This is a genomic window from Methylobacterium sp. E-025 (assembly GCF_022829705.1).
Lineage (GTDB): Bacteria > Pseudomonadota > Alphaproteobacteria > Rhizobiales > Beijerinckiaceae > Methylobacterium.
Genome location: NZ_JAKSYR010000161.1, coordinates 103,938 through 117,265, shown reverse-complemented (window position 1 = coordinate 117,265; position 13,328 = coordinate 103,938). Strand labels below are relative to the sequence as shown.

Here is a 13,328-nt window from a genome sequence, read left to right as displayed (position 1 = left end):
CCGCCATGGCTGTTCGGCGCGGGGTACATCGACAGGGTCGCACCGACGTAGGGCTGGCCCGGGGTGTAGGTCACCCGGAACGGCTCGTAGTCCATGCAGACGTGGTTGGTGGGCACGTAGAACAGGTTGGTCTTCGGCGAGTAGGCGGCGGGCTGCTGGTCCTTCGAACCCAACGCGGCCGGGCAGATACCCTTGGAGTTGGTGTCCTCGCCGTTCTGCTCGGTGGAGAACTTGGCCTGGACGAGGGGGCGACCGTAGGTCTTGGAGCCCTTGTCCATGTCGACCTTGGAGGCCCAGTTGACGACCGGATCGAACTTCTCGGCGACGAGGAGTTCGCCGGTGGCGCGGTCCAGGGTGTAGCCGAAGCCGTTGCGGTCGAAGTGGGTCAGGAGCGGGCGCTCCTTGCCGTCGACCTTCTGGTCGGTGAGGATCATCTCGTTGATGCCGTCGTAGTCCCACTCGTCGTGGGGGGTCATCTGGTAGACCCACTTGGCCTGCCCGGTGTCGGGGTTACGCGCCCAGATGGTCATCGACCACTTGTTGTCGCCCGGACGCTGCTTGGGGTTCCAGGTCGAGGGATTGCCCGAGCCGTAGTACATCAGGTCGAGCTTGGGGTCGTACGAGTACCAGCCCCAGGTGCAGCCGCCGCCGGTCTTCCACTGGTCGCCTTCCCAGGTCTTCAGCGAAGAATCCTTGCCCACCGGCTTGCCGAGGTAGGTGGTCTTCTCCGGGTCGACGAGCATCTCGTCGTCCGGGCCGACGGAGTAGGCGCGCCAGACCCGCTTGCCGGACTTGAGGTCGTAGGCGGTCACGTGACAGCGTACGCCGAACTCGCCGCCCGAGATGCCGACGATGACCTTGTCCTTCACCGGCAGCACGGTGGCGGTGTTGGTCTCGCCCTTCTTCGGATCGCCGTTCTGGACCGACCAGTTCACCTTGCCGGACTTGGCGTCGAGCGAGACGACCGTGGTGTCGGCCTGGTGCAGGATGATGGCGCCGTCGGCGTAGGCCAGGCCGCGGTTGACCGTGTCGCAGCACATCACCGGGATCACCGACGGGTCCTGCTTGGGCTCGTACTTCCACACGATCTTGGCCTCGTGGTCGAGGTCGAGCGCGTAGACGATGTTCGGGAACGGGGTGTGGACGTACATCATGTTGCCGATGACGAGCGGGGCGCCCTCATGGCCGCGCAGCACGCCGGTCGAGAAGGTCCAGGCCACCTGGAGGTTCTTGACGTTGTCCTTGTTGATCTGGTCGAGCTTCGAATAGCGCTGGTTCGTGTAGTCGAGGCCCGGGAACGCCCACTGGTTGGGGTCCTGCATCAGCTTCATCAGGTTTTCGTTCGCGATGGCCGGCATGGCGGCCGGCAGGAGCGTCGCGGCGTAGGCGACGGACGCCGCAAGGGCGATCTTCCTCATAGGTGTTCCTCCATTTGAGCGTTCGAACCCGGACGTTGTGTCCGCCAGGGGTCTCCTCACCGCATCCCGGTCCGTCGGCGGCGACGTGTCGGCCCTGCGCACTTCCGCGCCGGGCCCCGGACCGGGGCTGCATTCCCCTCGAGCCCCAAGATCATCGTCCGGGAGCCCAAGTGGAGCGCCGGTAGAAGTATCGAATTATAAGATCAGCGCAATAAGCATTTTCTAAGTGCGACAGAATTATCCAGTCATTATCATGCAGATGCTGATTTAACCAATACGACGTCGCCCGAAAAAGCCATGGCTTTATCAGGGGCGCAAATAGTGCTGTTTTTTAAATAAAGATGCCGCTCTTTATTATTCCGAGACATCGCTTTTTTGCGTTGACTCAGACTATCGAGTGGCTATCCTTATTCCTGCGACAGACTAGACCTAAGCACATGTATTCTTGTGACCGCTCGGAGGCATGTGTCCTGGTCGCGGCGGAGCCTTATGGCTCCGCCTTTTTTTTCGTGCGCGAACGGGAAAAGGCCCGGACCGCGCCTGGTGGGCGACGGCGGGCATCAGGACGGTCTTGGATCGGGCAGGGTCATCGGTCGGCTCATGAGGGGCCGCCTTGCGGCGATCCGGTTGCGGTCATGAGCGTGACGGTGCGGGTCAACACATAGCTCTACCCGCGCCGAAGCGCTCGGTAGAAGCTATCGTCCGGCCCATAGGGGGCCGGCAGTTATCGGGGAGCTTCATCCCCATCCCACGTCCGGCAACGTGGATTAATCCGTCGTCCGGGTCAATCCCTTCGTCGACCGATCACGCGCGGGTCACGGCAAGGGAGAGGAAATAGGCGCCGTAGGCCGTCACCATGAGGGCCGCGACCCCGTCGAGGACGTAGGGCGGCACCTTCCGGAAGATCCCGGTGCCGCCGAGGGCGAAAGCCAAGGTCGCCACGAGCACGACCCCGATGCCGACCCCGAGGGTCGCCGTTCCCGCGCCCTCCCGAAGCGAGACGCCGAGCCAGACCACCAGGATCTCAAGCCCCTCGGCGACCAGGGCCCAGGCGGCGACGCCGAGGCCCGCGGCGTTGATCGGCCGCGACCAGTTCGCGTCCGTCGAGCCGGGGGCCGTGCCGGCATCGCGCTTCGAGAGCCCGTCGATGAACTCGTAGAGCAGGTACAGGCCGAACCCGAGCAGCAAGACCGCCGAGATCCAATCCAGGACGTTCAGGGCCAGGAGGTAGGCCGCCTTGCGCAGGACGACCGCGAGGATCGACACCGCCAGCCCGCCGAGGATGGAGCCCGCCAGGACGCTGCGCCATCCGAACCGGTACGCCCCGGTCATCATCACCGTCGCGGCGATGAAGAGTTCGGTGAAGGTCACCTGGAAGGTGATGACGGCTCCGAGCCAGGAAAGGGTCATGGGATGCGCTCCGCCCCGGGCCGGCGTCGAACGCGCCGGCCTCGGCCGCGGAGGGCATAGACATGCCCCGGGCCCTGGACCAGCCACCGTCTTTCGTGATGCTTTCGAACGACCCGGGCCCCATCCCCACTCGGGATGGGGCCCGGGCGCGCGGGAGTTGGATCTTGACGAACGGGCGAGGCGAAGGCATCTCCCGTCCACGGCAATGGAATCTGCCGGGCCTTTCGGCCAAACCGCCCCCTGGGCTAATGACTCCTACCTTTTGCGGCGCCGCAACAAGGGGGACTCATGCGCGCGACCTTCCAAAATCTCTTCGACAGCCTGAACCTCGCGGCGTTCGTCCGCACGCGGCACGCCCATGCCGTTTCGGTGGCGCGATGGTCGGCCATCCTCGTGCCGATGGCCGCGGCGGTCGGCACCCTCTGCGCGGCCTTCCTGTGGAGCCTCGACGCGGCCACCCAGGCGCGCTTCGACCATCCCTGGTTCCTGTTCCTGCTTCCGCTCGGGGGCTGTGCCGTCGGCTTGCTCTACCACCTGTTCGGCAAGAGCGTTGAAGGCGGCAACAACCTCATCGTCGAGGAGATCCACGAGCCGGACGGCGGCGTGCCGCTCCGGATGGCGCCGCTTATCTTCCTCGGCACCATCGTCACGCACCTGTTCGGCGGGTCGGCCGGGCGCGAGGGTACCGCCGTCCAGATGGGAGGCAGCCTTGCCAGCGCCTTCGGCAAGCTCTTCGGGGTCGATGCGGCCGGGGTCCGGGTCCTCCTGATGGCGGGTATCGCCGCCGGCTTCGGCGCAGTCTTCGGCACGCCCATCGCCGGCGCGGTGTTCGCGCTGGAGGTGCTCGCGGTCGGTCGCGTCGAGTACGCCGCGCTGGTGCCCTGCCTCCTCGCCGCGGTGGTCGGCGACTGGACCTGCCAGGCATGGGGCATCCACCACGGCTTCTACCACGTGGACTTCCTCGCCGGCGGCGCGAAGGCCCTGACCGTCGATCCGCTGCTCCTTGCCAAGGTCGCGCTCGCCGGCGTCGCTTTCGGCCTTGTCGGGTTGCTGTTCGCGGAAGCCAACCACCTCCTCGGTGGTTGGCTGAAGCGCCTGGTCCCGTACGGGCCGCTCCGCCCGGTGATCGGCGGCCTCGCGGTCATCGGCCTCGTCTACGCTTTTGGTACGCGGGACTACCTCGGGCTCGGCGTCTCGGCCGCCGACGCCGGCGGGATGACCATCAACACCTTCTTCGGGCCGGACATCCATCCCTGGAGCTGGGCCCTGAAGATCCTGTTCACGGTCGTGACCCTCAGCGCCGGGTTCAAGGGCGGCGAGGTCACGCCGCTGTTCTTCATCGGCGCGGCGCTCGGCAACGCCCTGGCCGGGCTGCTCGGCGCGCCGGTGGACCTGTTCGCGGCGCTGGGGTTCGTCGCGGTCTTCGCCGGCGCAGCCAACACGCCGCTCGCCTGCACGCTGATGGGCATCGAGCTCTTCGGCGCGACGCACGGGGTCTATCTCGCCGTCGCGTGCTTCCTGGCTTACCTCTGCTCGGGTCACAACGGCATCTACCTGTCGCAGCGCATCGCGGTCCCGAAGTCGGCGGCGGCCAACATCCCGGACGGCATGACCCTGCGCCAGGCCCGTACGGGCCGGGTGCCGACCGTCGCACCGTTGGCCGAGCGCCCCATCACCGAGGAGACGTCATGACCCCATCGCATCGCGTCGTCGCCGCCGACACCGGCATGATCCGTATCTACATGAAGCCGGGCGAGCGCGGCGGCGCCGGCAAGGGCCGGTGGTTCTCTGGCTCGAAGCCGCTCTATCGGGAGCTCGTCGCCCAGGCCAAGGCGGAGGGCCTCATGAACGCCGTCGCCCACCAGTCCCACCACGGCTACAGCAACCATGGGCCGATCCAGGACGACGGCGCCGAGTCGCTCAACCCCGAGCTGACCATGTGCGTCGAACTGATCGGCACCCGCGAGCAGCTCGAAGGCTTCTGCAGCCGGCACGGTGCCCAACTCGCGAACAAGGTCATCGTCTACAAGCACCTGGAGCACTGGAGCGTCAGCCAAGTCGGCGTCGGTGCGGCGGGCCGGGCTGCATGACATGAACCGTCCCGGGACGCTCCGGGCTTCGGATTGCCGGATAGGCCAACGAATGCGATAGCCGGCCATGGGTGCGCGGTCCGACCTTCGGACCGGCAGGCTTCAGCGTTGGTCGGGCCGCCAGCGCGGGAGATCTATGCCCATGCCGCGGCGCCTTCGCCCGACCTCGGCCCTGCGTAACGTCCTCCGGGGCGAGGCCTCAGGCGGCCTGATCCTGATGGCGAGCGCCGCCCTGGCGCTGGCCATCGCGAACTCCGGCTGGTCGGGCGTCTACTTCTCAGTCCTCAAGACATACGTCGCGACGGCCTGCCTGAACGGGGACATTCGTCTTCGTGTTACCTGAACGTTCCCGGCCCCAGGCCGTTGGAGGCTTGCCTTGCGAGCTTCCCGCGTTCGCTGACGTGGAGCCAGTGGATGCCCGCAATCGCCAGGACCGAGTTCGCGAAGTCCGAGACCCCGCTGCCCTCCGATGAGGGACATGGCCCGAGGGCGGGGTTCTGGGCGCTGACGCTCGGTTCGGTCGGCGTAGTCTACGGCGACATCGGCACCAGCCCGCTCTACGCCCTGAAGGAGTCCCTCCACGCCACCGCCGGAGGGGGGCACGCGCCGACCCGCGAGATGGTCTTCGGCGTCGTCTCGCTGATCCTCTGGGCGCTCATCCTCATCGTCACGCTCAAGTACGTGCTGCTGGTGATGCGGGCCGACAACGACGGCGAAGGCGGCACGCCGTCCCTCGTGGCGCTCGCCCAGCGGGCGCTGGGCCATTCCGGCGGGTTCGTGATCGTGCTGGGCATGGTCGGCGTCTCACTGTTCTTCGGCGACGCCATCATCACTCCGGCCATGTCAGTGCTCTCTGCGGTCGAAGGGCTGAAGCTGGTGACCCCGGCCACCGACCCGTACGTCCTGCCCATCAGCCTCGCCATCCTGATCGGGCTGTTCGCCCTGCAGAGCCACGGGACGGCGCGGGTGGCGACCTTCTTCGGCCCCCTCACGGCGTTCTGGTTCATCGTCATGGCGCTGGGCGGCCTGGGCCACCTCGTCGACGACCCGAGCATTCTGGGTGCGCTTAACCCCGCCCACGGCGTCTCGTTCATCCTGAGCCACGGCACGGCCGGCCTGCTGGCGCTCGGTGCCGTGTTCCTCGCTGTGACCGGCGCGGAGGCGCTTTACGCCGACATGGGACACTTCGGTCGCACGCCGATCCGCGCGGCCTGGTTCGGGCTGGTGCTGCCGGCGCTCGCCCTGAACTATCTCGGCCAGGGCGCCATGCTGCTCGCCCACCCCGAGCGGGCCGAGAACCCGTTCTTCCTGCTCTATCCGTCCTGGGCTCTGCTGCCGATGGTGCTACTCGCCACCGTGGCGACGGTCATCGCCAGCCAGGCGGTGATCACCGGCACCTTCTCGATCACCCAGCAGGCGATGCAACTCGGCCTGCTGCCGCGCATGCGGGTCCTGCGCACCTCCGAGACCGAGAAGGGGCAGATATACATCCCTCGGGTGAACTGGTGGTTGCTCGTCGCGGTCGTGTTCGTGGTGGTGCTGTTCAAGTCGTCGAGCGGCTTGGCGGCCGCCTACGGCATCGCGGTCACCGGCGACATGGTCATCACCGCCTGCCTGCTGTTCGTCGTCGCCTGGAAGGTCTGGCGCTGGTCGCCTGCGGTCGCGGCCGCGGTCATCGCGCCGTTCCTACTCATCGAGTTGGTGTTCCTCTCGGCCAACGCGCTCAAGATCCTGCACGGGGGCTGGGTGCCGTTGACCATCGGCGCCGCCCTGGTCACGGCGATGTGGACCTGGCGGCGCGGCTCGGCCCTGATCGCCGAGGAGATCCACCGTCGGCGCGTGCCGCTCTCCGAGTTCACGCGGATGGTGGAGACCGGCTCGATCCAACGGGTGCCGGGAACGGCCATGTTCCTGACGGGAACGCCCGGCGATACCCCAGGGGCCCTGATGCACAACGTCAGGCACAACCGGGTGATGCACGCGAACAATTATATCCTGCACGTGGTCACCGAGGACCTGCCGCGCGTGGCAGACGCCGAGCGCGTCGCCGTGAGGAAGCTGTCCGACGCCTTCTCCTGCGTGACGGTGCGCTTCGGGTTCACCGAACTGCCCGACCTTCCGCGCGCCCTTGCGGCCGCGGGCCTGGACAAGGGCGACCTGTCGTACTTCCTGACGCGGCGGGTGCTGGTGGCCTCGCCGGAGACCGGCATGCCGGTGTGGCAGGACAGGCTCTACATCTCCATGGCCCGTGCGGCCACGGACGCGTCCCGCTACTTCCGCATCCCGGTCGACCGTGCCGTCGAGATCGGCGCCCGGATCGACATCTGATCCCGGGGAGGTCCGAGTGCGGTCGAGATTGTTTTCGATCCATTGCCAGCGGCGGTCGTGCTCGCCACGCGTCAGATCAGGCTGTTTCCTTCGCCCTACGCATCTCTTGGCCATCCTGGATGACCGGCAGACTTCGGCTCGTAGTCCGTTCGCGCGGTAGCACCGCGGTGCTTCCACGGTCGGCAGGGCCACCTATGTCTGTCTTAGCACAGCACGCCGCCGAAAGCGGCCAGACTGCTCTCCACCCATCCCGGTCGTAGAGCGGACGCACGGGTCGCGACCCAACGCGTCGGCTCAGTCCGTTTCCATGTCTGCCTGTAAGCGGGCGTTGTTTCGCATCCTGCTGTTTGGGTAGGATCAGTGGAGTGCCGCCCAATCGACCTTCGACAACGGATGTACCGCAAGCGGTATTTCGTCGGCGAAAGCAGGGGGCGCTATAGGAGGCGAAGAGCAGAACCGAGGGCATGGGTAATGAGCGTCTTCATGCAAAATATGGTAATAATCTGTGCTTTTCTCCTGACGGAAAATAACCCGCCAGGGGATGATCCAGCGACAAAAGACCAACTTCGAGCTTTTGGAACTTTAATTAGATCTGAAACATACTCTTGCCCAATAGCAACGAGCGCGACCTTCCTGGGCAAGAGTGGAAATGGATACGCCGTGAGGGTGACTTGTTCTGATACGACAGTCGGAGCATTTTACGTTCCGACCGAGTATGTATTAATCATAGACCAAGATTTTAATGTCGTGATACGTCCGATGAAATAATATTAAAGGGCGAAACCCTTTGCTCTTAGCTCGATAAATGATCGTATGGGCCTCTCCCCGAATGCGAAATCCTCAGGCATACGATCGACCGGATCGTCCCCTTCTAAATCAAATCCATCCAACCGGTAGCGACGCGCATTCAAACCTTGGTCGCCGGTCACGGCAACGCGTTGCGAACCCTCGTAATGGTGCTGGAGGCCTTGGGCCGAGCCAGGTCGAGGCCATGGAGATCCCAACCGGATCGGTCCGGATGTACGGCTTCGGGCCCGACACGACCATCGCCTCGCGTAGGGTGATCGGCTGGTATCCGACCGGGTCCTAGACCTCTCCTCCGACCGTCGGACCATGCACCCAGGCCCCCCCTGACGCTTCGGCGGATTTCGCCAGCAACCGGTTATATGAAGCGTCATACGCACAAAGAATCAAAACGATGCAACAATAGCTTTCCCAAGATCAATGCCCCCCGACGGCGAAGGTCGCCCCAGGTTTATCGTGAGTACCGATGCGCTCGACCATCGTTGCCGTCGCCTCGTTCATGCCGACGACGTCGACCGTGATCCCGTGGTGGCGGAGCTTGAGGACGACCCGGTCGAGGGCATTGATGGCCGAGATGTCCCAGAAGTGCGCCGCCGAGAGGTCGATCACGACGCCCTTCAGAGCTTCCTCGCGGAAGTCAAAGGCGGCGTGGAAGGCTTCCGCGGTGGCGAAGAAGATCTGTCCGGTCACCTGGTAGGTGCGCACGTCGCCCTCGCCACGGGATGACCGGACGGCGAAGAACTTGGTGACCTTGTGGGCGAAGAACAGCCCGCTGAGGACCACGCCTAACAGGACGCCCTTGGCGAGGTCATGGGTCGCGACCACCACCGCGACCGTGCCGAGCATCACGAAGCTCGACGCCTTCGGATGGGTCACCAACGTCCCGAGCGACTTCCACTGGAAGGTGTTGATCGCCACCATGATCATCACCGCGACGAGTGCCGCCATCGGGATCCGTGCCACGTAGGGACCGAGCACGACGATCAGGAACAGCAGGAAGGCGCCGGCCCACAGGGTCGAGAGCCGTCCGCGCCCGCCCGAGGAGACGTTGATGACGGACTGGCCGATCATGGCGCATCCCGCCATGCCCCCGAGGAAGCCCGAGGCGATGTTGGCCACGCCCTGACCGGCGCATTCGCGGTTCTTGTTCGAGCCCGTGTCGGTCATCTCGTCGATGATGGCCGCCGTCATCAGGCTCTCCAGGAGCCCGACCATGGTCAGCGTCAGCGAGACCGGCAGGATGATCCGGAGGGTGTCGAGGGTGAACGGCACCTGCGGCAGGGCCACCCAAGGGAGCTCGCTTGGGAGCGCGCCCATGTCGCCGACCTTGTGGATGCCGAGGCCTAGGTACATCGAGACCGCGGTGAGCAGGACGATGGTGACCAACGGCGAGGGTACCGCCTTGGTCAGGTACGGCAGCCCGTAGATGATGCCGAGGCCGATGGCGGTCATGACGTAGACCGTGGTGCCCTGACCGAGGAGCTCCGGCATCTGCGCCAGGAAGATCAGGATCGCCAGCGCGTTGACGAACCCGGTGACCACCGAACGCGATACGAACCGCATCAGATTGCCCAGGCGCAAGCCCCAGGCAATGATCTGAAGGAGCCCAGTGAGGATGGTGGCGGCGAACAGGTAGCCGACTCCGTGATCCTTCACGAGGCCGACCATGAGTAGCGCCATGGCCCCGGTGGCAGCGGAGATCATCGCCGGACGCCCGCCGGCGAAGGCGGTGACCACGGCGATGCAGAAGGAGGCGTAGAGGCCGACCTTGGGGTCGACGCCGGCGATGATCGAGAAGGCGATGGCCTCGGGGATCAGGGCCAGGGCGACGACCGTGCCGGCCAGCAATTCACGCGTGACGTTCGGAGCCCATTCGCTCCGGAGATGTGCGAGGTTCATGATGGGTGGGAGACTTTCGTCGTCCCGCACGCGAAGCGTCGTCGATCCGGTGCGGGATGCGCAAGACGATGGGTCGGCCTCCTCGGAGGTCCGCGACACGGTCATCGTCGATTGCGTGGTCCGGCGGATCGGCGGCCGGAAGAGCCACCCGGGGTTTCACCGGGTCCTGTTGGATGACCCCGCTCGTACATCAACCGTGTGGTGCGATGCAATAACCTAGCGGCGCCCGGTGGGGACCGCTCGGGCCAGGATCGGCGTCAACGTCCTTACCGCTGCAGCGGCCCCGCCGAGACGTCGGCCGATAGCGGTAGCGAACGCCAGAAGTTCATGCCTGGCGGTCGTCTCGTTTCCTGAACCGTTTCATGGATTGCGTAAGAAGAGGTTGGGACGCAAGCATGCGGCAGGGCGCAAGTGCCGATGCCGATCGGGCCGGATGGGTCAGGGCGCCGACGTTGCGATAGAGCATGTATCCCGCCACCACGAAGATGACCCCGGCGAAGATCCGGTTCAGCAGCCCCTTGTAAGCGGCCAGCCGGCAGGCCAGCCGCATGCCCAGGAAACCACCGGCGAGGCCACCGGCGATGAACTCGGCGGCCACGATCCAGTCCACGAGTCCGGACAGCGCATAGTTCGCCGCCGTGGCCAGCCCGAAGGCGCCGACCGCCAGAAGCGAGGTGCCGACCGCGTTGATCAGCGGCATCCCCGTCGCGAAGACGAGGCCGGGCACGATGAGGAAGCCGCCGCCGATCCCGAAGAAGCCCGACAGTATCCCCACCGTGAATGCCACGGCGAGCACCTTCGCCGTCGGCATCGGCCCGCATCCCTCGGCCGGCGCGCTTTCCAGGGCTGGACCGCCGTTTCGCCCGGAGCGGAGCATATGGATGCCGACGACGACCATCAGGATGGCGAACAGGAACAGCAGCCGCTGACCGTCCACGGCCTTGCCGAGGGTCGAGCCGACCAGGGCCCCGAGGACGCCCACCAGGGCGAAGACAATGGCGCACCGCCAGCGCACGTTGCCGGCGCGGGCGTGGCCACCGAACGTCAGCGTGGCGTTGGCCGCGACCGCCAGCGCCCCCGTGCCGATGGCGAGGTGGGGCTGGGACATGCCGACGACGTAGAGGAGAAGGGGGGTGGCGAGGATCGAGCCGCCGCCCCCGATCAGACCGAGAGTGAAGCCGACGCCGGCTCCGGACAGGAGGGCAGGCAGCGCGGTCATGACATGGTCGCTCCATAGGCCGAGCCGGAGCCGCGGATCGAGGTCAGGCGGTAAAGCAGCATTCCGCCGAGCATCGCGGCCACGAAGATCGCCACGTCGGGTAGCCCCAGAACGAGGGCAGCAAGCGCGGGTCCGGGGCAGAGGCCGACGAGGCCCCAGCCGATGCCGAACAAGGCAGCGCCACCGAGGAGCTTCGGATCGAGGCGACGGCCGGCGGGAACCTCGAACCGGCCCGCCAGGAGGGGACGGGCCATTCCGCGTCTCAGCCGGTAGCCCACCGCCGAGAGGGCCACCGCGCCCGTGAGCACGAACGCCAGGGTCGGGTCGAAGGCGCCGGCGACGTCGAGGAAACCGAGCACGCGGGCGGGGTCCATCATGCCGGACAGGGCGAGGCCAAATCCGAACAGGAGCCCGGCGACGAGCGCCGCCACGATGCGGGAAGCGTTCATCGGGACAGGCCCCCGTGCCGAACCAGGAACACGGTCGCCATCGCGAACGCCATGAATGTCGCCACGGCGGCGAGGGAGCGGGGCGACAGGCGAGCGAGGCCGCAGACCCCGTGGCCGCTGGTGCAGCCGGAGCCGAGTCGGGTGCCGTAGCCGACGAGGAGGCCGCCGAGGATCAACATCGGCCACGGCGCGTCGATGCGGGCCGCCGGCCATTGCCCGGCGACGCCACGGTACAGCACCGGGCCGAGCAGCAATCCGACGAGGAACGCGATCCGCCAGGCGGCGTCGCCGTCCCAGCGACCGAGGAGACGGCCGGCGATGCCGCTGATGCCCGCGATTCGTCCGTTGGCGAGGAGCAGCAGGGCCGCCGAGGCGCCGATGAGGGCGCCCCCGCCAAGCGGGGTGATGACGAAGCTCATGCCTCGTCCCCCACCCGTCCGAACACCGCCGCCTGGCCCAGCGTGCGGGCACGGGCCTCGACGGTTCGCGGCGGGACACGGCGGATCGGGCGCGAGGAGACGAGGATGTCGTCCATGGCCGACAGCAGCGCGAGCATGCGCGGGTCTGTCAGTCGATAGTACACCACCTTGTGCTCTCGCCGGGTGGAGACCACCTCCGCCTCGCGCAGGGCGCCGAGTTGCTGCGAGAGCGTCGGTTGGCGGATGCCGAGCTCATGCTCGATTTGGGATACTGCGTGCTCCCCCTTCGCCAGGAAGAACAGGATGCGGAGGCGGTTCGGGTTCGCCACCATCTTAAGAAGGTCGGCGACCATCGTCGCCGTCTCCTCGGAGAGGTCCGGCGCCTTAGTTGGCTCGATGCTCACCAAGCGGCTCCTTCGAGGGTATCGAGGGGGACCTTGAGGTAGCGCCGGCCATTCTCCTCGGGCTCCGGAAGGCGCCCGCCCCGGATGTTGACCTGGAGCGCGTGCAGGATGAGCTTGGGCATCGGCAAGGCGGCGTCGCGGGCGTTCCGCAGGTCGACGAACTCGGCCTCGCTCCTCGCCGCGACCATGTGGATGTTGTGGGCGCGCTGCTCGGAGACGGTGCTCTCCCAGGCCGCCATGCGGCCGTTCGGCTCGTAGTCGTGGCCGGTGAAGACCCGGGTCTCGTCCGGCAGGGCGAGGATCGCCTGGATCGAGCGCCACAGCGTGGCGGCATCGCCGCCGGGGAAATCGCAACGCGCCGTGCCGGAATCCGGCATGAAAAGCGTATCGTGAACGAAGGCGGCGTCGCCGATCACGTAGCTCACCGACGCCATCGTGTGGCCCGGCGAGAACATCACCCGCGCATCGACCTCGCCGACGCGGAACGTTTCCCCGTTGGCGAACAACCGGTCCCACTGCGATCCGTCGACGGGAAAGGCGGAGGGTAGGTTGTATAGCCCCTTCCACAGGTGCTGGACGTCGACCACCCGCTCGCCGATGGCGGTGGGCGCCCCGGTACGCGCCTTCAGGTAGGGGGCCCCGGAGAAGTGGTCCGCATGGGGATGGGTATCGAGGATCCACTCGACCGTCAGGCCGTTGGCGCGCACATGATCAAGGATCGCATCCGCAGAGCGCGTCGCGGTCGCACCGGACTTCTCGTCGAAATCTAGGACCGGATCGACGATGGCGCATCGGCGCGTCGTCGGGCAGGCCACGACGTATTGGATGCTGCCGGTCCGCCTTTCGTGGAAGCCCTTAACGATGGGGTGCTGGCTGGCGACGGTCATG

The 13,328-nt window shown here is 66.5% G+C and carries 11 protein-coding genes, 1 pseudogene, 2 riboswitches and 1 other annotated feature; of the genes and pseudogenes, 4 read left to right on the top strand and 8 right to left on the bottom strand.

Features of this window, described 5'->3' with window-relative positions; genetic code table 11:
* Positions 1–1,418, bottom strand: a 1,418-nt coding sequence (locus tag MKK64_RS24010; protein WP_279593344.1) for a PQQ-dependent dehydrogenase, methanol/ethanol family, incomplete at its 3' end; no start/stop codon positions are given.
* A gap of 682 nt (positions 1,419–2,100) precedes the next feature.
* Positions 2,101–2,172, bottom strand: a riboswitch (Fluoride riboswitch).
* A gap of 50 nt (positions 2,173–2,222) precedes the next feature.
* The gene (locus MKK64_RS24005) at positions 2,223–2,828 is read right to left on the bottom strand and encodes a hypothetical protein (protein WP_243938054.1); all 606 of its coding nucleotides are present in this window, start codon (positions 2,826–2,828) and stop codon (positions 2,223–2,225) included.
* Positions 2,829–3,020: 192 nt separating this feature from the next.
* Positions 3,021–3,093, top strand: a riboswitch (Fluoride riboswitch).
* A gap of 23 nt (positions 3,094–3,116) precedes the next feature.
* Here MKK64_RS24005 and MKK64_RS24000 point away from each other — a divergent pair.
* From MKK64_RS24000 to MKK64_RS23985, 4 genes are all read left to right on the top strand, one after another.
* Positions 3,117–4,520: a voltage-gated chloride channel family protein gene (locus MKK64_RS24000; RefSeq protein ID WP_147840825.1), complete on the top strand. Its 1,404-nt coding sequence runs from the start codon at positions 3,117–3,119 to the stop codon at positions 4,518–4,520.
* On the top strand, positions 4,517–4,918 hold the full coding sequence (locus tag MKK64_RS23995; protein WP_147762561.1) for a DUF190 domain-containing protein: 402 nt from the start codon (positions 4,517–4,519) through the stop codon (positions 4,916–4,918). Before MKK64_RS24000 ends, MKK64_RS23995 begins: the two co-directional genes overlap by 4 nt.
* 142 nt (positions 4,919–5,060) lie before the next feature.
* The gene (locus tag MKK64_RS23990) at positions 5,061–5,261 is read left to right on the top strand and encodes a Na+/H+ antiporter NhaA (RefSeq protein ID WP_243924977.1); all 201 of its coding nucleotides are present in this window, start codon (positions 5,061–5,063) and stop codon (positions 5,259–5,261) included.
* Between the two features lie 71 nt (positions 5,262–5,332).
* Positions 5,333–7,246, top strand: a complete 1,914-nt coding sequence (locus MKK64_RS23985) for a potassium transporter Kup (protein ID WP_147840824.1) — start codon at positions 5,333–5,335, stop codon at positions 7,244–7,246.
* A gap of 1,221 nt (positions 7,247–8,467) precedes the next feature.
* Here MKK64_RS23985 and MKK64_RS23980 read toward each other — a convergent pair.
* From MKK64_RS23980 to MKK64_RS23955, 6 genes and pseudogenes are all read right to left on the bottom strand, one after another.
* On the bottom strand, positions 8,468–9,949 hold the full coding sequence (locus MKK64_RS23980) for a SulP family inorganic anion transporter (protein WP_243938052.1): 1,482 nt from the start codon (positions 9,947–9,949) through the stop codon (positions 8,468–8,470).
* A 114-nt stretch (positions 9,950–10,063) separates the two neighbouring features.
* Positions 10,064–10,119: a sequence feature (sul1 is cis-regulatory element that is thought to sense ions involved in sulfur or methionine metabolism; They are found in Alphaproteobacteria), on the bottom strand.
* Between the two features lie 155 nt (positions 10,120–10,274).
* Positions 10,275–11,168, bottom strand: coding sequence for a sulfite exporter TauE/SafE family protein (locus MKK64_RS23975; protein ID WP_243937006.1), 894 nt, complete (start codon positions 11,166–11,168; stop codon positions 10,275–10,277).
* A complete protein-coding gene (locus tag MKK64_RS23970) occupies positions 11,165–11,617 on the bottom strand; it encodes a DUF6691 family protein (protein ID WP_243937005.1) in 453 nt (150 codons plus the stop codon). Before MKK64_RS23970 ends, MKK64_RS23975 begins: the two co-directional genes overlap by 4 nt.
* Positions 11,614–12,036 carry a YeeE/YedE family protein gene (locus MKK64_RS23965; RefSeq protein WP_243937002.1) on the bottom strand — a complete coding sequence of 141 codons (423 nt, stop codon included), beginning with the start codon at positions 12,034–12,036 and terminating at the stop codon, positions 11,614–11,616. Before MKK64_RS23965 ends, MKK64_RS23970 begins: the two co-directional genes overlap by 4 nt.
* A 113-nt stretch (positions 12,037–12,149) precedes the next feature.
* Positions 12,150–12,389, bottom strand: a pseudogene (locus tag MKK64_RS28490) (ArsR/SmtB family transcription factor); the annotation flags it as partial.
* A 47-nt stretch (positions 12,390–12,436) separates the two neighbouring features.
* The gene (locus MKK64_RS23955; protein ID WP_243936998.1) at positions 12,437–13,327 is read right to left on the bottom strand and encodes an MBL fold metallo-hydrolase; all 891 of its coding nucleotides are present in this window, start codon (positions 13,325–13,327) and stop codon (positions 12,437–12,439) included.
* Between the last annotated feature and the right edge of the window lies 1 nt (position 13,328).